General features: G+C 64.3%; 27 protein-coding genes. 15 read left to right on the top strand and 12 right to left on the bottom strand.

The window, feature by feature from the left end; genetic code table 11:
* Positions 1–54: 54 nt before the first annotated feature.
* Both E8F06_RS28110 and E8F06_RS28105 read right to left on the bottom strand, forming a co-directional pair.
* Positions 55–1,029, bottom strand: coding sequence for a tripartite tricarboxylate transporter substrate binding protein (locus E8F06_RS28110; protein ID WP_280372434.1), 975 nt, complete (start codon positions 1,027–1,029; stop codon positions 55–57).
* 37 nt (positions 1,030–1,066) lie between these two features.
* Positions 1,067–2,332: an OprD family porin gene (locus E8F06_RS28105; RefSeq protein WP_280372433.1), complete on the bottom strand. Its 1,266-nt coding sequence runs from the start codon at positions 2,330–2,332 to the stop codon at positions 1,067–1,069.
* Between the two features lie 202 nt (positions 2,333–2,534).
* On the opposite strand from E8F06_RS28105, the gene E8F06_RS28100 reads away from it, so the two are divergent.
* The gene (locus E8F06_RS28100; protein ID WP_280372432.1) at positions 2,535–3,206 is read left to right on the top strand and encodes a response regulator; all 672 of its coding nucleotides are present in this window, start codon (positions 2,535–2,537) and stop codon (positions 3,204–3,206) included.
* Positions 3,199–4,593 carry a sensor histidine kinase gene (locus E8F06_RS28095; RefSeq protein WP_280372431.1) on the top strand — a complete coding sequence of 465 codons (1,395 nt, stop codon included), beginning with the start codon at positions 3,199–3,201 and terminating at the stop codon, positions 4,591–4,593. The genes E8F06_RS28100 and E8F06_RS28095 overlap by 8 nt, the downstream gene beginning before the upstream one ends.
* A 17-nt stretch (positions 4,594–4,610) precedes the next feature.
* Here the strand turns inward: E8F06_RS28095 and E8F06_RS28090 are convergent, their stop codons facing one another.
* The 3 genes from E8F06_RS28090 to E8F06_RS28080 all read right to left on the bottom strand — a co-directional run bounded on the left by E8F06_RS28090 (position 4,611) and on the right by E8F06_RS28080 (position 7,243).
* Complete coding sequence (locus tag E8F06_RS28090; protein ID WP_280372430.1) at positions 4,611–5,366, bottom strand: transporter substrate-binding domain-containing protein; 756 nt, start codon at positions 5,364–5,366, stop codon at positions 4,611–4,613.
* Between the two features lie 66 nt (positions 5,367–5,432).
* Positions 5,433–6,269, bottom strand: a complete 837-nt coding sequence (locus E8F06_RS28085; RefSeq protein WP_280372429.1) for an HDOD domain-containing protein — start codon at positions 6,267–6,269, stop codon at positions 5,433–5,435.
* A 32-nt stretch (positions 6,270–6,301) separates the two neighbouring features.
* Entirely contained in the window at positions 6,302–7,243 is a 942-nt protein-coding gene (locus tag E8F06_RS28080) for a folate-binding protein YgfZ (protein WP_280372428.1), read from the bottom strand.
* A 119-nt stretch (positions 7,244–7,362) separates the two neighbouring features.
* Between E8F06_RS28080 and E8F06_RS28075 the strand changes: the two genes are divergently transcribed.
* Complete coding sequence (locus E8F06_RS28075; protein WP_151132420.1) at positions 7,363–7,617, top strand: succinate dehydrogenase assembly factor 2; 255 nt, start codon at positions 7,363–7,365, stop codon at positions 7,615–7,617.
* Complete coding sequence (locus E8F06_RS28070; protein ID WP_280372427.1) at positions 7,601–8,053, top strand: protein YgfX; 453 nt, start codon at positions 7,601–7,603, stop codon at positions 8,051–8,053. The genes E8F06_RS28075 and E8F06_RS28070 overlap by 17 nt, the downstream gene beginning before the upstream one ends.
* Here the strand turns inward: E8F06_RS28070 and nadB are convergent.
* Positions 8,022–9,638: an L-aspartate oxidase gene (gene nadB / locus E8F06_RS28065; protein WP_280372426.1), complete on the bottom strand. Its 1,617-nt coding sequence runs from the start codon at positions 9,636–9,638 to the stop codon at positions 8,022–8,024. The two genes, E8F06_RS28070 and nadB, sit on opposite strands and share 32 nt — an antisense overlap.
* 381 nt (positions 9,639–10,019) lie before the next feature.
* Between nadB and rpoE the strand changes: the two genes are divergently transcribed.
* The 11 genes from rpoE to pdxJ all read left to right on the top strand — a co-directional run bounded on the left by rpoE (position 10,020) and on the right by pdxJ (position 20,138).
* The gene (gene rpoE, locus E8F06_RS28060) at positions 10,020–10,601 is read left to right on the top strand and encodes an RNA polymerase sigma factor RpoE (RefSeq protein WP_044870604.1); all 582 of its coding nucleotides are present in this window, start codon (positions 10,020–10,022) and stop codon (positions 10,599–10,601) included.
* A gap of 31 nt (positions 10,602–10,632) precedes the next feature.
* Positions 10,633–11,226 carry an RseA family anti-sigma factor gene (locus tag E8F06_RS28055; RefSeq protein WP_190832940.1) on the top strand — a complete coding sequence of 198 codons (594 nt, stop codon included), beginning with the start codon at positions 10,633–10,635 and terminating at the stop codon, positions 11,224–11,226.
* Between the two features lie 8 nt (positions 11,227–11,234).
* Positions 11,235–12,191, top strand: coding sequence for a MucB/RseB C-terminal domain-containing protein (locus E8F06_RS28050; RefSeq protein ID WP_280372425.1), 957 nt, complete (start codon positions 11,235–11,237; stop codon positions 12,189–12,191).
* A 191-nt stretch (positions 12,192–12,382) separates the two neighbouring features.
* The gene (locus E8F06_RS28045) at positions 12,383–13,807 is read left to right on the top strand and encodes a DegQ family serine endoprotease (RefSeq protein ID WP_280372452.1); all 1,425 of its coding nucleotides are present in this window, start codon (positions 12,383–12,385) and stop codon (positions 13,805–13,807) included.
* A gap of 151 nt (positions 13,808–13,958) precedes the next feature.
* Complete coding sequence (lepA, locus tag E8F06_RS28040) at positions 13,959–15,758, top strand: translation elongation factor 4 (protein ID WP_280372424.1); 1,800 nt, start codon at positions 13,959–13,961, stop codon at positions 15,756–15,758.
* A 5-nt stretch (positions 15,759–15,763) separates the two neighbouring features.
* The gene (lepB, locus tag E8F06_RS28035; RefSeq protein ID WP_280372423.1) at positions 15,764–16,618 is read left to right on the top strand and encodes a signal peptidase I; all 855 of its coding nucleotides are present in this window, start codon (positions 15,764–15,766) and stop codon (positions 16,616–16,618) included.
* A gap of 115 nt (positions 16,619–16,733) precedes the next feature.
* Positions 16,734–17,111, top strand: coding sequence for a DUF4845 domain-containing protein (locus E8F06_RS28030; protein ID WP_280372422.1), 378 nt, complete (start codon positions 16,734–16,736; stop codon positions 17,109–17,111).
* Positions 17,108–17,797, top strand: coding sequence for a ribonuclease III (rnc, locus tag E8F06_RS28025; RefSeq protein WP_190832929.1), 690 nt, complete (start codon positions 17,108–17,110; stop codon positions 17,795–17,797). The genes E8F06_RS28030 and rnc overlap by 4 nt, the downstream gene beginning before the upstream one ends.
* Positions 17,790–18,692, top strand: a complete 903-nt coding sequence (gene era / locus E8F06_RS28020) for a GTPase Era (protein WP_179060976.1) — start codon at positions 17,790–17,792, stop codon at positions 18,690–18,692. Before rnc ends, era begins: the two co-directional genes overlap by 8 nt.
* Before the next feature lie 8 nt (positions 18,693–18,700).
* Positions 18,701–19,399: a DNA repair protein RecO gene (gene recO, locus E8F06_RS28015; protein WP_280372421.1), complete on the top strand. Its 699-nt coding sequence runs from the start codon at positions 18,701–18,703 to the stop codon at positions 19,397–19,399.
* Positions 19,392–20,138 carry a pyridoxine 5'-phosphate synthase gene (pdxJ, locus tag E8F06_RS28010; RefSeq protein WP_280372420.1) on the top strand — a complete coding sequence of 249 codons (747 nt, stop codon included), beginning with the start codon at positions 19,392–19,394 and terminating at the stop codon, positions 20,136–20,138. Before recO ends, pdxJ begins: the two co-directional genes overlap by 8 nt.
* A 363-nt stretch (positions 20,139–20,501) precedes the next feature.
* Here the strand turns inward: pdxJ and cmoB are convergent, their stop codons facing one another.
* From cmoB to lon, 6 genes are all read right to left on the bottom strand, one after another.
* Positions 20,502–21,470 (bottom strand): tRNA 5-methoxyuridine(34)/uridine 5-oxyacetic acid(34) synthase CmoB, encoded by a 969-nt coding sequence (gene cmoB, locus E8F06_RS28005; protein WP_280372419.1) that lies wholly within the window; start codon positions 21,468–21,470, stop codon positions 20,502–20,504.
* A complete protein-coding gene (gene cmoA / locus E8F06_RS28000; RefSeq protein ID WP_280372418.1) occupies positions 21,467–22,210 on the bottom strand; it encodes a carboxy-S-adenosyl-L-methionine synthase CmoA in 744 nt (247 codons plus the stop codon). Before cmoA ends, cmoB begins: the two co-directional genes overlap by 4 nt.
* 65 nt (positions 22,211–22,275) lie before the next feature.
* Complete coding sequence (locus E8F06_RS27995) at positions 22,276–22,848, bottom strand: hypothetical protein (protein WP_280372417.1); 573 nt, start codon at positions 22,846–22,848, stop codon at positions 22,276–22,278.
* A gap of 26 nt (positions 22,849–22,874) precedes the next feature.
* The gene (locus E8F06_RS27990; RefSeq protein WP_280372416.1) at positions 22,875–23,564 is read right to left on the bottom strand and encodes a lysoplasmalogenase; all 690 of its coding nucleotides are present in this window, start codon (positions 23,562–23,564) and stop codon (positions 22,875–22,877) included.
* Between the two features lie 91 nt (positions 23,565–23,655).
* The gene (locus E8F06_RS27985) at positions 23,656–24,060 is read right to left on the bottom strand and encodes a protease inhibitor I42 family protein (protein ID WP_280372415.1); all 405 of its coding nucleotides are present in this window, start codon (positions 24,058–24,060) and stop codon (positions 23,656–23,658) included.
* Between the two features lie 65 nt (positions 24,061–24,125).
* Positions 24,126–26,525 (bottom strand): endopeptidase La, encoded by a 2,400-nt coding sequence (gene lon / locus E8F06_RS27980; protein ID WP_280372414.1) that lies wholly within the window; start codon positions 26,523–26,525, stop codon positions 24,126–24,128.
* Positions 26,526–26,627: the final 102 nt, after the last annotated feature.

The following is a 26,627-nucleotide window of genomic DNA, read 5'->3' as shown; positions in this document are numbered from 1 at the left end:
TAGGAATGCGGAGTCGCCCCTCTCCCAGGGGGAGAGGGGACCGGATTGTGGCGATTACTGCGCCAGGCCGAATTCGCCGGCGAGCTGCTTGTACTGCTTCACCTGTTCGAATACGTAGGCTTTCAACTGGTCGCCGGTGAGGCTCAGGGGGAACAGGTCGCGCTGTTCACGCAGCTTGGCGAACTCCTCGCTGGCCAGCAGGGTGTCGAACTGCTGCTTCCACCAGTTGAAATCCTCGTCGCTGACTTCCGGGCCCATATAGAAGCCGCGGATCACCGGCCAGACGATGTCGAAGCCCTGCTCCTTGGCAGTGGGGATTTCCGCCAGCTTGCCGGGCAGACGCTGGTCGGAGAGCACGGCGAGGATGCGAATCTTGCCGGCGGCCAGTTGCGGGGTGATTTCACCCAGGCCGCTGCTGGTTACCTGCACGTGGCCCCCCAGCATGGCGGTGAGGGTCTCACCGCCGCCCTCGAAGGCTACGTAGCGCAGCTTCTGCGGGTCGATGCCGGCGGCGCGGGCGATCAGCGCGGTCTGCATCCAGTCCTGGCCGCCGATGGTGGCGCCGGCGCCGAAGACGATGGCGGCGGGGTCCTTCTTCACGGCTTCGACCAGGTCGCTCAGGGTCTGGTAGGGGGAATCGGCACGCACGGAGATGGCGCCGTAATCGGTACCGATGCCTGCCAGCCAGCGCACGGCGTTCTCGTCGTAGCGACCGAACTTGCCCTGGGCGAGGTTCAGCAGGGAGCCGGAGGAGAAGGCGGTGATGGTGCCGGCATCCTTCGGGCGCTGGGCGACCACGGCGTTGTAGGCCACGGCGCCGACGCCGCCGGGCATGTAGGTGACGCGCATCGGCGCCTTGAGCAGGCCGCCATCCTTCAGGCCGCTCTGGGCCAGCTTGCAGGTGAGGTCGAAGCCGCCGCCGGGCTTGGCCGGGGCGATGCACTCGGGGCGCTTGGGCTCGGCCAGCAGCTGGGTGGACAGCAGCAGGCCCGAGGTGATCAGGGCGATGCGGGAGAGGGCAGTCTTCATCGGGAGTCTCCTGTGGAGTTTTATTGTGGTTCAGGCCTCACCAGATCGGCAGTGCATAACTGACGATCAGGCGAAGTTCATCCGCATCGCGGGCGAAGTTGGAGCGGAATCCGGCATGGCGGGCGCGGAAGGTCAGGTTCTTCAGGCTGCCGTTGGGGACCACGTACTTGAATTCGACATCGCGTTCCCATTCACGGCCTTCCTCGCTGCTGCCGGTGACCTGGGCGTTGTCGCTGGTGACGTAACGGGTCATGAAGCTCAGGCCGGGCACGCCCATGGCGGCGAAGTCGAGGTCGTAGCGGGCCTGCCAGGAGCGCTGGTCGGCGTTGGCGAAGTCGTTGATCTGCACGAAGTTGACCAGGAAGGGATCGCTGCCATCGATGTAGGCGTAACCGGTGTCGCCGCTCATGCGCTGGTAGCCCAGGCCGACCTTGTGGCTGCCCTGGCCGTAGCTGACCATGCCGTTGAGGGCGCGGTTATCCACCTTGCCGGCCTCGGCGCGGCCGGTGTCGTCGCTGATGGCATAGCGCAGGTCGGCGCTCATGGTGCCGGCGCCCAGCGGCTGGCTGGCCAGCAGGCCGAAGAAATTCTGGCGGTAGACATCGTCCAGCTCGGCGAAGAAGTAGCGGCCGGTGACGCGCTCGGTGAAGGCGTAGTCCAGGCCGCCAAGGTCGAAGTGATCGCCCGTGGCGGCGGTGGCGAAGCGCTTGTTCTTGTTGTTGATGGCCAGGTCTTCGGAGTTGGTCGAAGCGCGGTCCTTGACCTCGTTGAGGCGGCCACCAGTGAAGGTCAGGTTGCTGATTTCCTTCGAGGTGAGCAGGCCACCTTCGAATACTTGGGGCAGGATGCGGCTGTCGCTGGCCTTCACCACCGGCAGTTCGGGAATGTGGGTGCCCAGGCGTAGCTCGCTCTTCGAGGCGCGGACCTTGGCGGTCAGGCCGAGCTTGCTGTACTCGTCCGGTGTGCCGCCGTCGTCCTGCACCGGCAGCAAGTCGGTACCGCTGCGGCCTGGGCCGGAATCGAGCTTGATGCCGAGCATGCCGAGGGCGTCGAGGCCCAGGCCGACGGTGCCTTCGGTGTAGCCGGATTCGACGTTGAGGATGAAACCCTGCGCCCATTCCTCGCGCTTGGACTGGCCGGAGCCGTCGCGGAAGTCGCGGTTCAGGTAGATGTTGCGGGCTTCGAGGGTCGCCGAGCTGTCCTTGAAGAACTCGGCATTGGCGTGCGTGGCCAGGGTGCAGCTTGCGATGGCGAGACTGAGGGTGCAAACAGGCGGAAGCGCCTGCCGTGCGGCAGTTGGCATCGAGTGGTCTCCATTGTTGTTCTTGTCAGCCGGCGCAACCACGGGCCGGCTTTTTTACGGGTGGTCCTTGCCACCCTGTCGCGATGCTATGCAGTGAAACTTTCGCCAGCCTTTCAGTGTGAAAGAAACCTTGCATGGCATTCACAGCGCCCGGCGGCCCGTTAAACTGCTGAGCGATCGCTGCCATTTCGGAGACTTTGTCGTGCGAATCCTGCTGGTCGAAGACCATCCCCAGTTGGCTGCAAGCGTTGCCCAAGTGCTCAAGAGCGCAGGTTGGACGGTGGACGTACTGCACGATGGCGTCGCCGCCGACCTGGCCCTGGCCAGTGAGGACTACGCCCTGGCGGTACTGGACGTGGGACTGCCGCGCATGGATGGCTTCGAGGTGCTGGCGCGCCTGCGCGGGCGCGGCAAGACACTGCCGGTGCTGATGCTTACCGCGCGCGGCGAGGTGAAGGACCGGGTCCACGGCCTCAATCTCGGGGCCGACGACTACCTGGCTAAACCCTTCGAACTGACCGAGCTGGAGGCACGGGTCAAGGCACTGCTGCGCCGCAGCGTGCTCGGTGGCGAGCAGCAACAGCGCTGCGGGGCGCTGGTCTATGACCTGGGAACCCGGCGCTTCAGCCTCGCAGATGAAGTCCTCAGCCTGACCTCGCGCGAGCAATCCGTGCTGCAGGCCCTGATCGCGCGGCCGGGGCGGGTGATGAGCAAGGAGCAGCTGGCTTCCCAGGTGTTCGGGCTCGATGAGGAAGCCAGTCCCGATGCCATCGAGATCTACATCCACCGCCTGCGCAAGAAGCTGGAAGGCAGCGCCGTGCGCATCGTCACCTTCCGTGGCCTGGGCTACCTGCTGGAGAGCCAGGATGCGTGAGGCCGGCAGCCTGCGCGGGCGGCTGCTGCGCCGCCTGGCGCTGATGCTGGGTGGCCCGCTGCTGATCGCCAGCCTGAGTTCCTACTGGAACGCCCGCGAGGCCGCAGACACTGCCTATGACCGAACACTCCTGGCGTCGGCGAGGGCCATTGCCGATGGCCTCTATGAAAACGACGGTCGCCTGAAGGCGGACGTCCCCTACGTGGCGCTGGATGTCTTCGCCTATGACAGCGCCGGGCGCATCTTCTACCAGGTGAACGACCCGGACGGGAAACTCGTCTCGGGCTACGAACACCTGCCGCCGCCACCACCGGGCACCCAGCGTACTGACGACTACCCTGCGCTGGCGCGCTTCTATGACGCCGAATACGAAGGGGTTGGGGTGCGGGTGGTAAGCCTGTTGCAGCCGGTGAGCGAGCCGCGCCTGAACGGGATCGCCGAGATACGTGTCGCCGAAACCGAAAGCGCCCGTGAGCGCCTGGCCAGGGGGCTGCTGGTGGACAGCCTGTGGCGCCTGGTGCTGCTGGTGGTGGCGGCGCTGGTGCTGGTGTGGCTGGCGGTCAGCGCCTCGCTGCAACCGTTGAACAAGCTGCGCCTGGCGGTGGAGGAGCGTGAGGCCGACGATCTGCGGCCTCTACCGGAAGTGGCGGTGCAGCGTGAATTGCGCCCCCTGGTGGATGCCCTCAACCAGTTCACCGAACGTCTGCGCGGCCTGTTTCAGCGTCAGGCGGATTTCATCGCGGACGCTTCCCATGAGCTGCGTACGCCACTGGCCGCCCTCAAGGCGCGCGTGGAGCTGGGGCTGCGCGAGCAGGACCCGGCGATCTGGCGCTCGACCCTGGAAGAAGCGGCACAGAACACCGATCGCCTGACCCACCTGGCCAACCAGTTGCTGTCTCTGGCACGCATTGAAAGCGGCGCGCGGGCCATCGCCGAAGGCGGCGCCGAGCGCATCGAGCTGGGCCAACTGGCGCGCGAGCTGGGTATGGCACTGGCTCCTCTGGCCCATGCGCGTGGCATCGCGTTGGCGCTGGAAGCGGAGGATCAGGCCTGGGTGATGGGGGAGCCGACGCTGCTCAACGAGCTGCTTTGCAACCTGGTGGACAACGCCCTGGCCCATACGCCCAAGGGCGGCAACGTGATCCTGCGGGTGTGCTCGCCGGCGGTGCTGGAGGTGGAGGACGACGGCAGCGGCATTCCGCCCGAGGAACGCGACAAGGTGTTCCAGCGCTTCTATCGGCGCAATGTGCAGAGTCGTGGAGCGGGATTGGGGCTGGCGATCGTCGGCGAGATCTGCCGCGCCCACCAGGCAGAGATCAGCCTTCATGATGGCGGGGCTGGCGGGGCTGGCGGGCTGAAGGTGCGGGTGAGTTTCCCGCCGGCGTGATGCCATGTGAATTCGGCCTACGGCGCGAGGCTCAGCGGCTCCTGCACTTCCATCAGGTACTGGGCCACCTTGCCGCTGTCCCGCAACAGGGTCAGGCCCTGGTTGAAGCGCTTGATCAGCTCGGCATTGCCGGGCACCTCGCGGGACAGCATCAGGTGCAGGCTGTCACTGCGCACGGGAAGCGGATGGAAGCTCAACCGGGCGCGATCGGCGGCGGTGAACTTGTCGTTAAGCAGGGCGAAGGCGACGACCTTGTCCATGGGAAAGGCATCCAGCCTCCCAGCCAGGACCATGCGCAGGCCCTGTTCCTCACCGCTCAGGCGCTTGACCTTGATCTGGCCGTCGCGCTCTGCCTGCTGGAAGGCCGTGCCGTAGTCGTAGCCAAGCGCGCCGCCCAGGCGCACGTCCTTGAGGTCGGAGATCTGTTGCCAGTCCAGGGGATGATCCTTGCGGTGGAAGAAGTAGTAGGCGCTTTCCACCACCGGGTCGCTGATGAAGAACTGCCGTTCCCGATCCGGGCTACGCAGCCAGACGGCGGTGCCGGCACGTTCGCCACGCTCGGCCAGGTGCATCGAGCGGGCCCAGGGGTAGAACTCCCACTGCACCTTGACGCCTTCCAGGGCGAAGGCCTCTTCGACGATGCGTGATGCCACGCCCTGGTGCGGCAGGCTGGCGCCCAGGTAGGGCGCCCACTCGCCATTGGTCAGGCGCACTTCTGCCGCGGCGGCAAGGCCGTGGAACAACAGGCAGAAGGCGAGAAGGAATACGCGCATCCGGTTCCATCCAGCGACGTAGGGGAACCTGAGTCTAGCGCCGGACGGACGAATGCGCGCAAGGCTTTATTGGAGCATGCCCATGGCCGCTTCCATGGCGGCAGAGAGGTCTTCGTCAGCCTGCATATCGACGTTCGGGTCGAGGCCAAGCTTGGCGAAGGCGGACACCTGGCTCCAGTCCAGCTGGGTATAGGGGTGCTCGCTGCCGAGGTAGCTCTGCAGGGTCGCGACCTGGACGATATCGATGTAGTCGACGCGCGTCGAGTTGCGGCTGAAGTCCAGGTACTGGCTGGGCACGGCGGCGATCGGCTCGGGGAATTCCCAGGCGCGCAGGATGCGGTCGCCGATCAGCGGATGGATGCGTTCGATCACGTGGTTGAGGCTGATGGAATCGGCCAGCAGCTCGTTGTGCTCTTCGGCATAGGTGAGGATGGGCAGCACGCCGATCTGGTGCACCAGGCCGGCCAGGGTGGCCTGGTCGGGCATCAGACGGGTGTAGTGGCGGCAGAGTACGTGGCAGATGCCGGCGATTTCGGTGCTCTTGTTCCAGACTTCGCGCATCTTGCGGTCAACCACGTCGGAAGTGGCCTGGAACATCTGCTCCATGGCCAGGCCCGTGGCGAGGTTGCTGGTGTAGTTGATGCCGAGACGGCTGATGGCCATCTGCAGGTCGGTGATTTCCTTGTTGGTGCGCAGCAGCGGGCTGTTCACCACCTTGATGATGCGGGCTGTCAGCGCGGCGTCGTTGCCGATCACCTTGGCCAGGTCCTGGATGCTCGCGTTCGGGTCTTCGGCGGTTTCGCGCACCTTCAGCGCGACTTCCGGCAGGGTCGGCAGAACCAGCTCATCACTTTCGATGGCCTGGATGAGTTCCTGTTGGACTTTGTCGGCAAGCTTGCTCATTGAGTTTCTCGTCAGTGGCCGGCAGGGGCGGGCTAGCGTTGGATTTCGCGGTCGGCGTCCAGGGTGTAGGGCAGGCTCAGCAGGTTCAGCGCGGGGCCATCGGCGGCGCCCAGGTGGATGCGGCCATCGTTCACGGCATCTTCCTGAAGCACGGCAAGCAGTTCGCAGCCGCTCGCAGCCGGGGCCGCCAGCACCACTTCACCGACCGAGCTCTGGTGAACCGGGGAGAACAGCCCGGCGCCGGGCTGTGGCAGCTCGCCATCGGCCAGCGCCAGGCGGTAGAGGCGGCGCTTGAGTTTGCCCAGGTACTGCATGCGGGCGACGATCTCCTGGCCGGTGTAGCAGCCTTTCTTGAAGCTGACGCCGCCGAGGGCCTGGAGGTTGATCATCTGCGGAATGAACAGCTCGCGGGTGCTGCCGAAGACCTGGCCGATGCCGGCGCGTACCTGGGCCAGCAGCCAGGCATCCAGCGGCGCTTGCGGCAGTTGGGCGGCCAGGCGGGCTTCAACGGTGGCAGCCTCTGCCTGGGGCACCCAGAGTTCGGCGCGGCCGTCGGCCATACGCACGGCGATCAGCTTGCCGTCACGGGCGACGCTGTCGGCGGTGTGTGGCAGGTCCAGCCCCAGGGCAAGCAGCGCGCCGTCGCCCTGGCTGAGGCCGAAGCGCACCCACTCGGCGCTTTCATCGCTCAGGGTGGATTTGGAGAAGACGGCATATTTCTTCAGGTCGGCCAACTGGGCTTCGAGCAGGTCGCTGGCCATGGCCAGGAGGAAACCCTCGCCTTCCTGGATGATGCGGAAGCTGGAAATCATCCGGCCCTTGGGGGTGCAGCGGGAACCCAGGCTGCTGGTGGCCTGGTCCAGGTAATTGAGGTTGCAGGTCACCTGGCCCTGGAGGAACTTTGAGGCATCCACGCCGCGGACGGCGAGCAGGCCTTCATGGGTGAGCGGACAGAAGAATGCTGAGTCGGCCATTGCGGATCGCTGGAAAAAAGTCTGGGGCGCCATCATAGAGTTCCGCCGGGGGCTTGTCAGCGGGTGTCCGGGGCGGCGGCTGTGGTTATAATGCGCGCCTCATTCCTGGAGGCGCTGTGATGGCCGACTCAATTGAACTGAACCGACTCTTCTGGCACAGCCGTCGCGGCATGCTTGAGCTGGACGTGCTCCTCGTCCCCTTCGTGCAGGAGGTCTATCCGAGCCTCGACGCCGAAGACCAGGCCCGCTACCGCAAGCTGCTCGAGTGCGAAGACCAGGACATGTTCGGCTGGTTCATGCAGCGCGGCGAGCCGGAAGACGCGGACCTGCGCCGCATGGTTCGCATGATCCTGGACCGTGTCCAGCCCAAGTAACGCCTTCGAATGCCACTGGCGCCCGTCGCGGCGCCTGCTGGCCCTCTACCTGATCCTGTCATTCCTGGCCATTCTGGCCCTGTCGGTTGCCGACGTTCCTTTCTGGGCTCGGCTTGCCGGCTACTTCGCCTGCGTGGCGCATGCCGCGTGGTGCTTGCCCAGGCAGATTCTCCTGAGTTCCCCCAAGGCCTTTACCGGCTTGCGCCTGGATGGCGACGGCTGGCAGCTCTGGTGCGCGGCCGACGGCTGGCGCCCGGTGCAGTTGCGGCCGGACAGCCTGGCGCTGCCGCTGGCGGTGATCCTGCGCTTCCGGCTGTCGGGAGCCTGGTGGGGGAGGGGATTGTGCATTCCGGCGGATGCCCTCGACCATGAGCAGCACCGCCGGTTGCGGGTGAGGCTGGGGTTCAGTCGCCGAAGATGGTCGGAACCAGGATAGTGTCCCGGGCTTCCGGGAGCAGGTCCGGGTAGTCCAGGGTGTAATGCAGGCCGCGGCTCTCGTGGCGCTGCATGGCCGAACGGATCATCAGCTCCGCCACCAGTGCCAGGTTGCGCAGTTCGATCAGGTCGCGGCTAACCTTGTAGTTGCTGTAGAACTCGTCGATCTCGCTGAGCAGCAGGCGTACCCGGTGCTGGGCGCGCTGCAGGCGCTTGTTGGTGCGCACGATGCCGACGTAGTCCCACATGAAGCGCCGCAACTCGTCCCAGTTGTGGGCGATGATCACGTCCTCGTCCGAATCGGTCACCTGGCTGGCGTCCCAGGTCGGCAGGTGGGTGGGCATCGGGACCTTGTCCAGTTGCCCAAGCATGTCTTCCGCCGCTGAGCGGCCATAGACGAAGCATTCGAGCAGGGAGTTGCTGGCCATGCGGTTGGCGCCGTGCAGGCCGGTAAAGCTGGTCTCGCCGATGGCGTAGAGGCCGGGAATGTCAGTACGCCCGTGCTGGTCAACCACCACGCCGCCGCAGGTGTAATGCGCCGCCGGCACCACCGGGATGGCCTGGCGGGTGATGTCGATCCCGAAGTCCAGGCAGCGCTCGTAAACGGTGGGGAAGTGGCTCTTCACGAACTCGGCAGGCTTGTGGCTGATGTCCAGATAGACGCAGTCCACGCCGAGGCGCTTCATCTCATGGTCGATGGCGCGGGCTACCACGTCCCGCGGGGCCAGTTCGGCGCGCGGGTGGAAACGCTGCATGAAGCGCTCGCCGTTCGGCAGCTTTAGCAGGCCGCCTTCTCCCCGCACGGCTTCGGTAATGAGGAAACTCTTGGCCTGCGGGTGATAGAGGCAAGTGGGATGGAACTGGTTGAACTCCAGGTTGCCCACCCGGCAGCCGGCGCGCCAGGCCATGGCGATACCATCGCCACAAGCGCCGTCGGGGTTGCTGGTATAGAGGTAGACCTTGGCCGCGCCGCCGGAAGCGAGCACAGTGAAGCGGGCATGGAAGGTGTCCACTTCGCCGCTGGTGCGATTCAGCACGTAGGCGCCCAGGCAGCGCTGGCCCTTGCGGCCGAGCTTGCGCTCGGTGATCAGGTCGACGGCGACGCGCTGCTCCAGCAGCTGAATGTTCGGCCGCTTCTTGGCCTGTTCCAGCAAGGTGTTGAAGATGGCGGCGCCAGTGGCGTCGGCGGCATGGATGATGCGCCGGTGGCTGTGGCCGCCTTCACGGGTCAGGTGGAATTCGAAGCCGCCATCCTCGCGAGCGCTTTCATCGTCGCGGGTGAAGGGCACGCCCTGGTCGATCAGCCATTGGATCGCTGCGCGGCTGTGTTCTACCGTGAAGCGCACGGCGTCCTCGCGGCACAGGCCGGCGCCGGCGACCAGGGTGTCCTCGACGTGGGAATCGACCGTGTCGGTATCGTCCAGCACCGCAGCGACACCGCCCTGAGCCCAATAGGTCGAGCCATTGCTGAGATCGGCCTTGCTCAGTACAACGATGTTCAGGTGCGAGGGCAGGGTGAGGGCAAGGGTCAGGCCAGCGGCGCCGCTGCCGATGACCAGTACGTCATGCTGGAAATGTTGGCTCATGTCGGTTCCCGCGAAAAAAGCGGCGGCTAGTATATAGCCGGGGTGGGCTGCACAATAGCTCGCTTATGACCGTGCATGGTGCCAGGGAACTTTTTTAGTCGTTCAGGTTCCATTCAGGGTCACCATTTTGAAGAGACGGTGCTTGCTTACATTCACGCAACGAATGCACATGAAATGTGCAGCCCGGATGCCTGTAGATCAAGCGACTTATATTCGGCGCAGCATGGCCGCGGGCCCTGCTGCGTCATTCCGTGCAGGCGAAAAAACAATCTGCAGGAAGCTTGCTTGGAGGGGAGAACTTTTGCGCAACGCCCGAGTCTATTTTGGCAAGCCGATCCACTGGCTGGCGCAACACCCCTTCGCGATCGACGAGGAGTGTTCATGCTAACCCAGGAACAGGATCAGCAACTGGTCGAACGGGTGCAGCGGGGCGACAAGCGGGCTTTCGATCTGCTGGTGTTGAAGTACCAGCACAAGATTCTCGGGTTGATCGTGCGTTTCGTGCACGACGCCCAGGAAGCCCAGGACGTAGCTCAGGAAGCCTTCATCAAGGCTTACCGCGCGCTCGGAAACTTTCGCGGCGACAGTGCGTTTTATACGTGGCTGTACCGCATCGCCATCAACACGGCGAAGAACCATCTGGTGGCGCGTGGAAGACGCCCGCCAGATAGTGATGTAAGTGCTGAGGACGCCGAGTTTTATGACGGCGACCACGCCCTCAAGGATATCGAGTCGCCGGAGCGAGCCCTGCTCCGCGATGAGATCGAGGCCACAGTGCACCGGAGCATCCAGCAGTTGCCGGAAGATTTGCGCACGGCGTTGACCCTGCGCGAGTTCGACGGCCTTAGTTACGAAGACATTGCCAGTGTCATGCAGTGTCCGGTCGGTACTGTGCGATCCCGCATCTTCAGGGCGCGGGAAGCCATCGATAAAGCCCTGCAACCTTTGTTGCATGGGACCTGAGACAGCGGCGACAGCCAAGAGGGGAACCGCCATGAGTCGTGAAGCTTTGCAAGAATCGCTGTCCGCGGTAATGGATAACGAGGCGGACGAACTGGAGCTGCGTCGAGTTCTCGCCGCCAGCGAAGATCAAGAACTCCGGGCTACCTGGTCGCGTTACCAGATCGCCCGGGCCGTGATGCACAAGGAGCTGCTGGAGCCGCGCCTGGACATCGCTGCCGCAGTCTCGGCCGCGCTGGCCGAGGAAGCCGCACCGCCTGCCCAGGTGGTTCGTGCTCCGTGGCGCAACCTGGGGCGTCTGGCTGTAGCCGCTTCGGTGACCCTCGCCGTACTGGCCGGTGTACGCATGTACAACCAGGACGAAGTCGTGGGCACCCAGCAGCTCGCCCAGCAGCAGGCCAGCCAGCCCGCCATGGTCATGCCGCAGGCCCAGCAAGGTGCCGTGCTGGCTGGCTATAGTGAGGATGGTCAACAGGCGCAACAGCCCATCGGTGCGACCCAGTCGTCTTCCGGTTGGCACGAGAAGCGTCTGCCAGCGTACCTGCGGCAACATGCGCAGCAGGCTGCGATGAGCGGTAGCGACAGTGCTCTGCCATACGCCCGCGCTGCCAGTCTGGAGAGCCGCTGAGGAGGAACATGCGCGCACTTCCGGTATTCATCTTGCTTGGCGGCTGGCTGACTCAATCAGCCCATGCCGCCGACGCTCAGGACTGGCTGCAGCGCCTCGCTGATGCGGAGCAGCGCCAGAGTTTCCAGGGAACTTTCGTCTACGAACGAAATGGGAGTTTCTCCACCCATGAAGTCTGGCATCAGGTCCAGCAGGGTGGGGAGGTGCGCGAGCGTCTGCTGCAGCTCGATGGGCCGGCTCAGGAAGTGGTGCGCGTCAACGGGCGCACCCAGTGCGTGAGTGGCTCCCTCTCCGATCAGATGGCCGACGGCCAGGTCTGGCCAGCCCGGGCGCTCGACGCCAAGCAGCTGTCCGAATGGTATGACCTGCGCCTCGCTGGCGAGTCCCGGGTCGCCGGGCACGCCGCGGTGGTCCTGACCCTGACCCCGCGTGACCAGCACCGCTATGGCTTCGAGCTGCATCTGGATCGGGACACCGGCCTGCCGCTCAAGTCCTTGTTGCTGAGCGACAAGGGGCAGCTGCTGGAACGCTTCCAGTTCACCCGCATTGATACGGCAACTGCTCCGGCGGATGCCGACCTTCAGCCCGGTTCGGCGTGCAAGGCGGTGCGTACCGCTGAGGCGCAGTCCGAGAAAGCGTCCCACTGGCGCTCCGACTGGCTGCCGCCGGGCTTCAGCCTGACCAGCGCCCAGGAACGCCGTAGCCCGGTGTCGTCCGATCCGGTATCCAGCCTGCTTTATAGCGACGGACTGGCGCGCTTCTCGGTGTTCCTCGAGCCACTGCATGGCGCCGTAGTCGAAGACGCGCGCAGTCAGCTGGGGCCGACTGTGATGGTGTCCAAGCGGGTCAGCACGGCCGATGGCGACGTGATGGTGACCGTGGTCGGGGAAATCCCGCTGGGAACGGCCGAACGGGTTGCACTGTCCATGCGGGCAGCGGCAGCGGAGGCCTCCGCGACACAATGATCCTTGCTACAGGACCCGTATTCTGTTCATGGCGCGGGAGCCTCTGCTCCCGGCCTGTCTTTTTCACGATGTTCCACCGAGCCTTGGGCTGACGCCCCGGGCTCTTTTTGCTTTTGTGTTGTGTTTTGCTCGCAGGGCCGGGCGGTCCAGCGAGTTCATACCACTCGTTATGCGACGGGAGCTGTATGTCGATGCTTAACCTCAAATCCTGCATGACCGCCGTGGCAGCCTTGCTGCTGCTCGGTCAAACCCTCGTGGCTCGTGCCGAGCTGCCGGACTTCACGCCCCTGGTCGAAGAGGCGTCCCCGGCGGTGGTCAACATCAGTACCCGGCAGAAGCTGCCCCAGCGCGGTGCTGCCGGTGCCCAGGCGATGCCTGACCTGGAAGGCCTGCCACCTATGCTGCGCGAATTCTTCGAGCGCAACATGCCGCAAGCGCCGCGCAACCCGCAGGGCGGCCGCCAGCGCGAGGCGCAGTCCCTCGGTTCCGGCTTCATCATTTCCCAGGACGGCTACGTCCTGACCAACAACCACGTGGTGGCCGACGCCGACGAGATCATCGTGCGCCTGTCCGACCGCAGCGAGCTGGAAGCCAAGTTGATCGGCGCCGACCCGCGTACCGACGTGGCGCTGCTGAAGGTCCAGGGCAAGGACCTGCCGATTGTGAAAATCGGCAAGTCCGACGAACTCAAGGTGGGTAGCTGGGTGCTGGCCATCGGTTCGCCCTTCGGTTTCGACCATTCGGTGACCGCCGGTATCGTCAGCGCCAAGGGTCGCAGCCTGCCCAACGAGAACTACGTACCGTTCATCCAGACCGACGTGGCCATCAACCCGGGTAACTCCGGTGGCCCGCTGTTCAACCTGGACGGCGAAGTAGTGGGCATCAACTCGCAGATCTTCACTCGCTCCGGCGGCTTCATGGGCCTGTCCTTCGCCATCCCGATCGACGTCGCCATGAGCGTGGCCGACCAGCTCAAGTCCGAAGGCAAGGTCAGCCGCGGCTGGCTGGGCGTGGTCATCCAGGAAGTGAACAAGGACCTTGCTGAATCCTTCGGTCTGGACAAGCCGGCTGGTGCGCTGGTGGCTCAGGTCCAGGAAGGTGGTCCCGCTGCCAAGGGCGGTCTGCAGGTGGGTGACGTCATCCTCAGCATGAACGGCCAGCCGATCGTGGTGTCCGCTGACCTGCCGCACCTGGTGGGCAACCTCAAACCGGGTAGCAAGATCAAGCTGGAAGTCGTGCGTGGCGGCAGCCGCAAGACCCTCGACATGGCTATCGGCGCGCTGCCGGAAGACGGCGACGAAATGGCCGCCGCGACCGGCGATGGCGTCGAGCGCAGCAGCAATCGCCTGGGCGTGAGCGTGGTCGAGCTGACCGACGAGCAGAAGAAGGCCCTGGACATCCAGGGTGGCGTGGTGATCAAGGACGTCCAGGACGGCCCGGCTGCCATGATGGGCCTGCGTCCGGGTGATGTGATCACTCACCTGAACAACCAGGCGATTCCGTCCGCCAAGGCCTTCACGCAAATCGCCAAGGACCTGCCGAAGAACCGTTCGGTATCCATGCGCGTGCTGCGTCAGGGGCGCGCCAGCTTCATTACCTTCAAGCTGGCCGAATAAAGCGGTTGCGGTGCGAAAGGGCGGCCAATGGCCGCCCTTTTTCGTTTCTGCCTTCCGCCGCATGGGCGTGACGGGTTGGTCGCCGATCAGGTAAACTCCCCCGCTATTTTTCGGCGAGCAGCCTGCTCGCGGCTTTTTCGAGTGTCCATCCGTGAGTGACCTGAGTCATATCCGCAATTTCTCCATCATCGCCCACATCGACCATGGCAAGTCGACCCTGGCAGACCGCTTCATTCAGATGTGCGGCGGCCTGTCCGACCGCGAGATGGAGGCCCAGGTACTGGACTCCATGGATCTTGAACGCGAGCGCGGCATCACCATCAAGGCCCACAGCGTTACCCTGCACTACAAGTCGCAGAGCGGTAAGACCTACCAGCTGAATTTCATCGACACCCCCGGCCACGTGGACTTCACCTACGAGGTCAGCCGTTCCCTGGCGGCCTGTGAAGGCGCGCTGCTGGTGGTGGACGCCGGTCAGGGCGTGGAAGCCCAGTCCGTGGCCAACTGCTACACCGCCATCGAGCAAGGCCTCGAGGTCATGCCGGTGCTGAACAAGATGGACCTGCCCCAGGCCGAACCGGAGCGGGTGAAGGAAGAGATCGAGCACATCATCGGCATCGATGCCACCGACGCCGTTCCCTGCAGCGCCAAGAGCGGCATGGGCGTGATCGACGTGCTGGAGCGCCTGGTGGAAGTCATCCCGGCTCCGGAAGGCGAGATCGACGCACCGCTGCAGGCCCTGATCATCGACTCCTGGTTCGACAACTACCTGGGCGTGGTCTCGCTGGTGCGGGTCAAGCACGGCCGGGTGAAGAAGGGCGACAAGATTCTGGTGAAGTCCACCGGCAAGGTCCACCAGGTGGACAGCGTCGGCGTATTCACCCCGAAACACACCGATATGCCCGACCTCAAGGCCGGCGAAGTGGGTTTCATCATTGCCGGTATCAAGGACATTCACGGCGCCCCGGTGGGCGATACCCTGACCCTGTCCAATACGCCCGATGTGGACGTACTGCCGGGCTTCCAGCGCATCAAGCCGCAGGTTTACGCCGGCCTGTTCCCGGTCAGCTCCGACGATTTCGAGGACTTCCGCGAAGCCCTGCAGAAACTGACCCTGAACGACGCTGCGCTGCAATACGAGCCGGAAAGCTCCGAGGCCCTGGGCTTCGGTTTCCGTATCGGCTTCCTCGGCATGCTGCACATGGAGATCATCCAGGAGCGCCTGGAGCGCGAATACGACCTGGACCTGATCACCACCGCGCCGACCGTAGTCTTCGAAATCGTGCAGAAGAACGGCGAGACCATCTACGTCGACAACCCGTCCAAACTGCCCGACCTCTCGTCCATCGACGAAATGCGCGAGCCCATCGTGCGCGCCAACATCCTGGTTCCCCAGGAGCACCTCGGCAACGTCATCACCCTGTGCATCGAGAAGCGTGGCGTCCAGCGCGACATGCAATTCCTCAGCTCGCAGGTTCAGGTTTGCTACGACCTGCCGATGAACGAGGTGGTGCTGGACTTCTTCGACCGTCTGAAGTCGGTAAGTCGCGGCTATGCGTCGCTGGACTACAGCTTCGATCGCTTCGAACCGGCTAATCTGGTGAAGCTGGACGTACTGATCAACGGCGAGAAGGTCGATGCCCTGGCACTTATCGTGCACCGCGACCAGGCCCACTACAAAGGCCGCGCGTTGACCGAGAAGATGAAAGAACTGATTCCGCGTCAGATGTTCGACGTGGCGATCCAGGCGGCGATCGGTGGACAGATCGTTGCACGTACTACTGTAAAAGCGCTCAGGAAGAACGTTCTGGCCAAGTGCTACGGCGGTGACGTCAGCCGTAAGAAGAAACTGCTGGAGAAGCAGAAGGCCGGTAAGAAACGGATGAAGCAGGTCGGCAGCGTGGAAATCCCGCAGGAAGCCTTCCTCGCTGTGCTCAAAGTGGATAGCTAGGGTCTATGTCGATCAATTTCCCGCTGTTGTTGGTTATCGCCGTGGCAGTCTGCGGCGTACTCGCGCTTATCGACCTGGTTCTGCTGGCGCCGCGCCGGCGCTCCGCGATTGCCACCTACGAGGGGCAAGTCAGCGAGCCCGACCCGGACGTGCTCGACAGGCTGAACAAGGAACCGCTGCTGGTGGAGTACGGGAAGTCCTTCTTCCCCGTGCTGGCCATCGTGCTGATACTGCGTTCGTTCCTGGTCGAACCTTTCCAGATCCCGTCCGGCTCCATGAAGCCGACCCTGGAAGTGGGCGATTTCATCCTGGTCAACAAGTTCGCCTATGGCATCCGCCTGCCGGTGCTGGACAACAAGGTGATCGAGGTGGGTGACCCGCAGCGTGGCGATGTCATGGTGTTCCGCTACCCCAGCGACCCGAACATCAACTACATCAAGCGGGTGATCGGCCTGCCGGGCGATCGCATCGCCTACAGCAGCGACAAGCACCTGACCATCAATGGTCAGCCAGTGGCTGAAAAGATGCTGGGTGAAGAGCCGGGTACCCTGGGCAGCGCCATGCTCTACCAGGAAAAGCTGGGCGAAGCCGAGCACCTGATCCGCAAGGAAATGAAGCGCTACCGCATGGAGCCGGGCCGCGAGTGGGTGGTGCCCCAGGGGCATTACTTCATGATGGGCGACAACCGCGACAACTCCAACGACAGCCGCTACTGGAACGATCCCCGTATCCCGAAAGATCTGCTGGGCATGGTTCCGGATCGCAACATCGTCGGCAAGGCGTTCGCCGTGTGGATGAGCTGGCCCGATCCCAAGCTGCGCAACGTGCCGAACTTCTCCCGAGTGGGCCTGATTCACTAACAGCCCCCTCGCCATCGCGGTTTTGCGGCGTTGTTCATGACAGCGCCGCAGTCGCTATATAGTCTTGCTTGCGGGCCAACCGGCCTCCATAAAAACACAGACATTGAGGTCGATCATGACGTTCGCGCGTAAGCAGAAGGGTATGTCGGTTCTGGGCTGGCTGCTGGTCCTGGCCGTAGTGGCTTTCCTGGCCAGCACCGCCTTCAAGGTGATCCCGCATTACCTCGATTTCTTCTCCATGGAGAAGATCATCAGTTCGGTGGAAACCGAAAAGGCCCTGGAAATCAGGACCATTCCCGACTTCTACAGCCATGTATCCAAGGGCATGCAGGTCAACGGCATCCGTGACCTGGACCTGGACAAGGCGCTGAAGGTGACCCTGGAAAACAACGAGTTCCAGGCCCACCTCAAGTATGAAAAACGCGAGCCCCTGGTCGAGAACCTCGATCTGGTGGTGCGCTTCGACAAAGAATTCCGTGTGCGAGTCCAGTGAGCGTATCCCTCAGCCGTCTCGAGCGTAAGCTCGGCTATACCTTCAAGGACCAGAGTCTGATGACTCTGGCCCTGACCCACCGCAGCTATGCGGGGCGCAACAACGAGCGCCTCGAGTTCCTCGGCGATGCCATTCTGAACTTCGTCGCCGGCGAGGCCCTGTTCGCACGCTTCCCGCAGGCGCGCGAGGGGCAGTTGTCGCGGCTGCGTGCGCGGCTGGTGAAGGGCGAAACCCTGGCCTTGCTGGCCCGTGGCTTCGAACTGGGCGAATACTTGCGCCTGGGATCGGGCGAGCTGAAGAGCGGCGGTTTCCGCCGCGAGTCGATCCTCGCCGACGCACTGGAAGCGCTGATCGGCGCGATCTACCTGGATTCCGGCATGGAGGCCGCGCGCGAGCGCGTCCTCGCCTGGCTGGCCAACGAGCTCGAAGGCCTGACCCTGGTGGATACCAACAAGGACCCCAAGACCCGCCTGCAGGAGTTCCTGCAATCCCGGGCCTGTGAACTGCCACGCTATGAAGTGGTGGATATCCAGGGTGAACCGCACTGCCGGACGTTCTTCGTCGAGTGCCAGGTCACCCTGCTGAATGACAAGACCCAGGGTCAGGGCGCCAGCCGCCGGATCGCTGAACAGGTGGCCGCCGCCGCCGCCCTGGTCGCCCTTGGTGTGGAGAATGGCAATGACTGATATCGATACCCCCCGCTGCGGCTACGTTGCCATCGTCGGCCGCCCCAATGTGGGCAAGTCCACGCTGCTCAACCACATCCTCGGGCAGAAGCTGGCAATCACCTCGCGCAAGCCGCAGACCACCCGCCACAACATGCTCGGCATCAAGACCGAGGGCAATGTCCAGGCGATCTACGTCGACACCCCCGGTCTGCACAAGAAGAGCGACAAGGCACTCAACCGCTACATGAACCGCAGCGCCTCGGCGGCGTTGAAGGACGTGGACGTGGTCGTCTTCGTGGTCGACCGTGACCGCTGGACCGAAGAGGACCAACTGGTTCTGGAGCGCGTGCAGTACGTGCAGGGCCCGGTGCTGCTCGCGGTGAACAAGACCGATCGCATGGACGAGAAGGGCGACCTGATCCCGCACCTGTCCTGGCTCCAGGAACAGCTGCCGAACGCCGAGCTGGTCCCGATTTCCGCCCTCCAGGGTCACAATCTCGACACCCTGGAGCGCCTGGTGGCCGAGCGCCTGCCGGAAGGCGATCACTTCTTCCCGGAAGACCAGATCACCGACCGTAGCAGCCGTTTCCTCGCCGCCGAACTGGTGCGCGAGAAGATCATGCGCCAGCTGGGCGCCGAGCTGCCCTACCAGATCACCGTCGAAATCGAAGAGTTCAAGCAGGAAGGCCATGTCCTGCACATCCACGCCCTGATCCTGGTTGAGCGCGATGGTCAGAAGAAGATCATCATCGGCGACGGCGGCGAGCGCATCAAACGCATCGGCCAGGACGCCCGCAAGGACATGGAAACCATGTTCGACTCCAAGGTCATGCTCAACCTCTGGGTGAAAGTGAAGGGCGGCTGGTCCGACGACGAGCGTGCCCTGCGTTCCCTGGGCTACAACGACCTCTGAGCCTCTCGATGATCAGCGCGGCGCTGCCGACGTTCGTCCTGCACAGCAGGGCCTATCGGGAAAGCAGCGCGCTGGTCGACTTCTTCACCCCCGAAGGGCGCCTGCGTGCGGTGCTGCGTGGTGCCCGTGGCAAGGCCGGTACCCTGGCGCGGCCGTTCCTGCCGCTGGAAGCGGAGTTTCGCGGCCGTGGCGAGCTGAAGAACGTTGGCCGGCTGGAGAGTGCTGGCATCCCCAACCTGCTTGCCGGCGAGGCGCTGTTCAGCGGCCTCTACCTCAATGAACTGCTGATTCGCCTGCTGCCGGCCGAAGACCCGCAGCCCGCGCTCTTCGAGCATTACGCCGCAACCCTCCAGGCCCTTGCCGCCAACCGTCCGCTGGAACCGCTGCTGCGCGCATTCGAATGGCGTCTGCTGGACGAGCTGGGCTATGGTTTCGCCCTGGATACGGACCTGGCCGGGCAGCCCATCGCCCCTGACGGCATCTACCGCCTGCAGCCGGATGCCGGACTGGAGCCGGTGGCGCAGTTGCAGCCCGGCCTGTTCCAGGGCCGCGAACTCCTCGCCCTGGCCGAAGCCGACTGGAGCGCCCCGGGCGCACTCGGCGCGGCCAAGCGCCTGATGCGCCAGGCTCTGGCACCTCACCTGGGCGGCCGGCCACTGGTCAGCCGCGAGCTATTCATGACGATCAAGGAACCTCCCCGTGACTGAAGCCAACCGCGTACTTCTCGGCGTGAACATCGACCACGTCGCCACCCTCCGCCAGGCCCGCGGCACCCGTTACCCGGACCCGGTCAAGGCGGCCCTGGACGCCGAGGAAGCCGGTGCCGATGGCATCACCGTGCACCTGCGCGAGGACCGCCGGCACATCCAGGAGCGTGACGTACGCGTGCTCAGGGAAGTGCTGCAGACCCGCATGAACTTCGAGATGGGCGTGACCGAGGAAATGATGGCCTTCGCCGAGGAAATCCGCCCCGAGCATGTCTGCCTGGTACCCGAAACCCGTCAGGAGCTGACCACCGAAGGTGGCCTCGACGTCGCCGGCCAGGAAGCACGCATCAAGGCCGCGGTGGAGCGCCTGGCCAAGGTGGGCAGCGAGGTTTCGCTGTTCATCGACGCCGACCCGCGACAGATCGAGGCCTCGCATCGTGTGGGGGCTCCGGCCATCGAACTGCATACCGGCCGCTATGCCGACGCCCATACTCCGGAAGAAGCCGCCCGCGAGCTGCAGCGCATCCAGGAAGGCGTCGCCCTGGGCCTCAGGCTCGGCCTGATCGTCAACGCCGGCCACGGCCTGCATTACCACAACGTCGAGCCGGTGGCTGCGATTTCCGGTATCAACGAACTGAACATTGGCCACGCCCTGGTGGCCCACGCGCTGTTCGTTGGTTTCAAGCAGGCGGTGGTGGAGATGAAGCAGCTGATCGTTTCGGCTGCCGCCAAGGGCTGATCAGGGCCAAGCGCCGGCCCGGCTCAGCGAATGAATTCGCCCCCACAGGATTCGGTTCCTGTGGGGGCGAGTCGTTTCAGGCGGCGGCTGGTGTGGGTGATTTCAATCGCGAATGTTCGTAGGGTGGATCACGCTTCACCGATCCACCAGGCCCTTGGTGGATGGAAAGAGCGCTATCCACCCTACAAAGCTGAGGCCCTTCCTTTGGGGGCGATTTCAATCGTGAAGGGCTGCGTAGCGGCCTCGTAGGTTGGTGCCGAGGAACGAGGCCCAACGATGTGCGGGGTGAGTCCGCTGCGTTGGGTTTCGCAGGCTCTACCCAACCTACGAAAAGCGGTGCGTGCTCCCCATAAGCAGCGATCGTCAGGGCTTGCGCGCGATCAGCACGGCGCGGGCCGGTGCAGGGAGGCCTTCGATGGTGCGGCTGTGGTCAGCGGGGTCGAGGAATTCGGGCAGGGACTGGTAGCGCATCCAGTCGGTGCTGCGTTGCTCTTCCACGCTGGTGTAGCTGACATCCACACAACGCACATCCACATAGCCCGCGCGGCGCAGCCACAATTCCAGGGCCGCCACCGAAGGCAGGAACCAGACGTTGCGCATCTGCGCGTAGCGATCCTCGGGCACCAGTACTTGCTGGGCGTCACCTTCCACCACCAGGGTTTCCAGCACCAGCTCGCCATTCCGGCGCAGGCAGTCCTTGAGGTCGAGCAGATGGTCGATGGGCGAGCGACGATGATAGAGCACGCCCATGGAGAACACGGTATCGAAGCCTTCCAGCTTCGGTGGCAGTTCTTCCAGCGACAGCGGCAGGTGCCAGGCGGGGAGGTCGGGCAGGAAGCGCTTCATGGCCAGGAATTGGCAGAAGAACAGCCAGTTGGGATCGACGCCCACCACGCAGTCAGCGCCTGCGCCCAGCATGCGCCACTGGTAGTAACCGTTGCCGCAACCGACATCCAGCACGCGGCGGCCGCGCAGGTCCAGATGCGGAGCGACCCGCGACCACTTCCAGTCCGAACGCCACTCGGTATCGACGTGCACCCCGAACACTTCGAAGGGGCCTTTGCGCCAGGGAATCAGCCCCTGTAGCGCGGCTTTCAGTGCGGCTCGCGTGGCGTCGTCGCAGGGGCCGTCGAGCAGGAAGCGCTGCGCCAGTTCCACCTGCTGTGGTTGCAGGGGCGGCAGGGCATTGACCGCCGCGCCCCAGCGCTCGAGGTCGCCGTGGCCGACTGCCAGCTTGGCGTCGAGTTGCGCGGGCAGGTCGGCTGCCCAGTCCTGCAGGTTTGTGCCCGCCAGTCGTTGTTGCAGGGCGTCGAGGTCCAGCGTTCGAATCATGGCAGGGCGATCAGCGAAGCGAAGTTGAGGCACTGGAACCAGGGCACGACCTTGGAGAATCCCGCTGCCAGCAGGCGTTCGCGGTGTTCTTCCAGGCTGTCCGGGTTCATGACGTTTTCCAGCGCGCTGCGTTTCTGGGCGATTTCCAGTTCGCTGTAGCCGTTGGCACGCTTGAAGGCGACATGCAGGTCGGTGAGCAACTGGTGCTCGTCGGCATCTTCGAAGCGCAGCTTCTCCGAGAGGATCAGCGCGCCGCCCGGCAGCAGCGCCTGGCGAATGCGGCCAAGGAGCGGGGTGCGGTGCTCGCGGGGTACGAACTGCAGGGTGAAGTTCATCGCCACCAGGGAACAGGGCTGGAACTCGAGGGCGAGGATGTCGGCCTCGACCACCTCCACCGGCAGCAGCTCCTGGAACATGGCGTCCTGGGCATGCAGGTATTCGCGGCAGCGATCCACCATGGCGCTGGAGTTATCCACAGCGATGACCTTGCAACCATCGGTCTTCACATGGCGGCGCAGGGCCTGGGTCACGGCGCCGAGAGAGCTGCCCAGGTCATACAGCGGGGTGTTGGGCTGGGCGAACTGCGCCGCCAGCACGCCGATGTTCTCGACGATAGTGGGATAACCCGGAACCGAGCGCTTGATCATGTCCGGAAAGACCCGGACCACGTCTTCATTGAAGGCGAAGTCGGCGACTTGGGCCTGGGGATTGGCGTAGATGCGATCGGGACTTTCGGTCACGGGCCGGTACCAGCAAGGGAAAAGGCCGGCATTCTAACGGACTGCGCGACGCGGCCAAACCTCCCTCACTTCAGCTGATCGGAAAAGAACTCTCCCGCACCCTGCAACGGCCCCAGCGGGTTGCGCTTGACCTCGTGACGGCGGATGTTCGGCTCGCCGTTGCTCACCTTGTGCACCAGCACGTCATCCACCAGCACGAACACCGCGCGGAATACCCAGCCCTGGAACTCGCGGTTCTTGCGGAAGTTGAAGACGTCCGCCCAGAAGCTGCCCACCCGCTGGGTATCGGTCTTGGTGAACTCGAAGGCGTAGCCGATGCAGCGATCCTTGGCTTCCAGGCACTTCATCAAGCCTTCGGGCAGGTAGTCGATGGGCACGTTGGGCTGGACGAACATCAGGCGCACGTCGATGAACGAGAGCATCTTGCCGTTCCCTTCGATCAGCGGATCGAATCCCAGGGAGAACAGCTCAGGGCGTGTCGTTCGGCCTGGGACCGCTTGTGAATAGCGGGCTTCCGCATCGGAATAACTGCGAAATGGCGACAGGACTTCAGCTCGTTCGCTGGGCAGCAAACTACCGCAACCCGCGATAGCAACTGCACAGCACAGCAAGCTCCACAGTCGAACCAGGTTACCCATTACACGCTCCCCGTTTAAGTGTCCGCCTATTTGCTATAGCCGATTTCCCGGGACGGCGCTGACGGTTTTTTCAGGGAGAGTGCGGAGGTCGACATGGCCACTACGGAGGCTGCGATTCCCCATTGGCCCAACCAGTAGCTGAGGATGATCAGGTAGCTCGCGCCGCTGAAGGGGGAGACGAAACGGTTGATGCCGATCAGGCTGTCCGACAGCACGAAGAGTGCCGCACCGCCCGCTGCCAGCAGTGCCGATTGGCGGTCGAGATCGTGTCCCAGGCGGGCCAGGGCGCGCCAAAGCATGGCGCTGATGGCCAGTGCGTAGCAGGCGACTGGCACCAGCAGGGCGCCAAGCCCGCCCGAGGCGAGCAGGGCGAAGATGACAGCGCCGCAGCCGGCGGCCACCAGCAGCGCGAGCGGAGCCAGCCGGCGGGTGTCCAGCAGGTAGGCACGCAGGTAGGCCAGGTGGGCAAGGACAAAGGCGCCGAGGCCGAACACGAACAGGTCGGCTGGCCATTCCAGCAGCATGTCGCCGAGCAGGGAGAGCACGAGGCCGATGGCGATCCAGCGGCGATAGGCACCAGCGGGCGCACGATGCAGCCAGATCAACAGCGCGATTACGGGGATCGGCTTGCTGATGAAGCACAACCAGTCGAGGTCCAGCGCGAGTCCGCTGAGAAAGGCCAGTGCGCCGGCCAGTCCGAAGTTCAGGGTTCCCATGAATGCTCCTGCGAGTCCGTCAGGGCATCACTATGGAAAGGTGCCGCTGCGCCCGCCAGGCGGCAGACGCCAACGGCGCAGTCATTTGGCGCTACTTGACGCTGATCTGGCAGTCGAAGCTTTCCACCGGCGCCACATCGGTCTCCCAGGGGCGCTGGTAGTCCAGGCGCAAGCGACCTTCGCCGGGCTGGCTGGCCTTGAAGCGCCAGGTGGACTGCCCGGCGCTGCCCACGAGACCGGCGTCTTCCGGCGTCGAGTAGACCTCCGGGCCGAGGCTCTGCAGCACGTTGGTGGCGGCATCGCGCATCACCCAGCGGAAGCCGGTGGTGGGATTGCTCGGCAGGGTCAGTACCAGGGGTTGGCCCTGGCTGAGGGACAGCGGGCAATCGTCCTGCTGGTCCTGGACCACAACCGGGCCGGTTTTCTGCTGGGCGCAGGCGGCGAGCAGGGCGAGGCCCAGGGGCAACAGCAGGCGAGGGGAGGGAACGAGGGACATCGGAGGCTCCATCGGTCAAGGGCGGGGTCAGCATAACGGCTGACCCCGCCCTTGCGTAGGGCCTGTCAGTCGAACAGCACCTTCGCCACATCGCTGAAGCGGCGGGCGAAGTGCACCGTCAGGCCTTCCTTGAGGTAGTCCGGCAGCTCTTCGAAGGCACCCCGATTGGCTTCCGGCAGGATCAGCTCGTGGATCTTCTGTCGGCGCGCGGCGATGACTTTCTCGCGGACCCCGCCAATGGGCAGGACCTGGCCAGTCAGGGTCAGCTCGCCGGTCATGGCCACGCCCTTCTTCGGCGTCTGGTTACGCGCCAGGGAGAGCAGCGCACTGGCCATGGTGATGCCAGCGCTGGGGCCATCCTTGGGGGTCGCGCCTTCCGGTACGTGGAGGTGGACGAACGCCTGGTCGAAGAAGCCCGCGTCGCCGCCATAGCGCTTGAGGTGCGAGCTGATATAGCTGTAGGCGATCTCGGCTGACTCTTTCATCACGTCACCCAACTGGCCGGTGAGCTTGAAGCCGCGATTCAGCGTGTGGATGCGCGTCGCCTCGATGGGCAGCGTGGCCCCGCCGAGGCTGGTCCAGGCCAGCCCGGTGATCACGCCGACGCCCGCCAGCAGCTGTTCCTTGCGGAATGGCGCCAGCCCCAGGTACTGCTCCAGGTCCTTCTGGCCGACCTTGATCTTCGCCTCCGGCTCTTCCAGGAGACGCACGACGGATTTGCGGATGATCTTGCCCAGCTGCTTCTCGAGCTGGCGCACCCCGGCTTCGCGCGCATAGCCATCGATCACCGAGGTCATCGCGCCGTCGGTGATGGATAGGCGTTCCTTCGGCACCCCGGTTCGCTCCAGCAGACGCGGCCAGAGGTGGCGCTTGGCAATGGCGTGCTTCTCTTCGGTGATGTAGCCGGACAGACGAATGGTCTCCATGCGGTCGAGCAGCGGGCCGGGAATGGAGTCCAGGGTGTTGGCGGTGCAGATGAACAGCACCTTGGACAGGTCCAGGCGCAGGTCCAGGTAGTGGTCGAGGAATTCGACGTTCTGCTCCGGGTCCAGGGTCTCCAGAAGCGCGGAGGCCGGGTCGCCCTGGTAGCTGGCGCCGAGCTTGTCGATTTCGTCGAGCATGATGACCGGGTTCATCACCTCGACTTCCTTCAGTGCCTGCACCAGCTTGCCGGGCAGGGCGCCGATGTAGGTGCGGCGGTGACCCTTGATTTCGGCTTCGTCGCGCATGCCGCCGACGCTGAAGCGATAGAAGGGGCGCCCAAGGGATTCGGCTATGGATTTGCCGATGCTGGTCTTGCCTACGCCGGGCGGGCCCACCAACAGCACGATGGAACCGGAGATTTCACCCTTGAAGGCGCCGACGGCGAGGAACTCGAGAATGCGGTTCTTCACGTCGTCCAGCCCGGCGTGGTGTTTATCCAGCACCCGGCGGGCATGCTTGAGATCAAGCTTGTCGGCCCCGTACACGCCCCAGGGCACGGACGTGGCCCAGTCCAGGTAGTTGCGGGTAACCGCGTACTCCGGCGACCCGGTTTCCAGGATCGACAGCTTGTTCATCTCTTCGTCGATGCGCTTCTTCGCCTGGTCGGGCAGGACCTTGCCTTCCAGGCGCTGGGCGAACTGCTCGCTGTCGGCGCTGCGGTCGTCCTTGGTGATGCCCAGTTCCTGCTGGATCAGCTTGAGCTGTTCCTTGAGGAAGAATTCGCGCTGGTGCTGGCCGATCTTGCGGTTCACCTCGGCGGAAAGTTCGCTTTGCAACCGCGCCACTTCCACTTCCTTGCGCAGCAGCGGCAGCACCTTCTCCATGCGCTTGAGGATCGGCACCGTGTCCAGCACTTCCTGCAATTCTCGTGCGGGCGCGGTGGTCAGGGCGGCGGCGAAGTCGGTCAGCGGCGACGGATCGTTGGGGCTGAAGCGATTGAGGTAGTTCTTCAGTTCTTCGCTGTACAGCGGGTTGAGCGGCAGCAGCTCCTTGATCGCGTTGATCAGCGCCATGCCATAGGCCTTCACCTCGTCTCGAGGGTCCTGGGGGCTCTGTGGATAATCCACCTCCACCAGGAAGGGAGGGCGATGGCGCTTGAGCCAGCCGCGAATGCGTACGCGCGACAAGCCCTGGGCCACGAACTGCAGTTTGCCGCCCTCGCGGCTGGCGTGGTGCACGCGCACCAGGGTGCCGTGTTCCGGCAGGGTGTTGGGATCGAAATGGCGCGGATCTTCCGGCGGGTTCTCCATGAAGAACAGTGCCAGGCTGCGATGCTCGGTCTTGGCCACCAGCTCCAGGGTCTCCGCCCAGGGCTCTTCATTGACGATCACCGGCAGCACCTGAGCCGGGAAGAACGGGCGGTTGTGGATAGGAATGATGTAGACCTTGTCGGGCAGGGTCTGGCCGGGCAACACCAGGCCTGTCCGCTGGCTTGAAGTGGCTTCTTCGACGATGTCGGCGTTGATGTCCTGATCGCTCATGGGGGCACCTGGCAGTTGGCTTACCCAGGCTAGATGGGGCAGGGCGGGAGGCTTTTCAACCGCCCGCTAGGGTGCGCCTCTGCCGGATGGCGCTGTGCAACC

Source organism: Pseudomonas sp. BN411 (genome assembly GCF_029871235.1).
In the GTDB taxonomy this organism is placed as follows: domain Bacteria; phylum Pseudomonadota; class Gammaproteobacteria; order Pseudomonadales; family Pseudomonadaceae; genus Metapseudomonas.
Note: the sequence above shows the minus strand (reverse complement) of the source record. Positions and strands in the feature narration are given on the sequence as shown.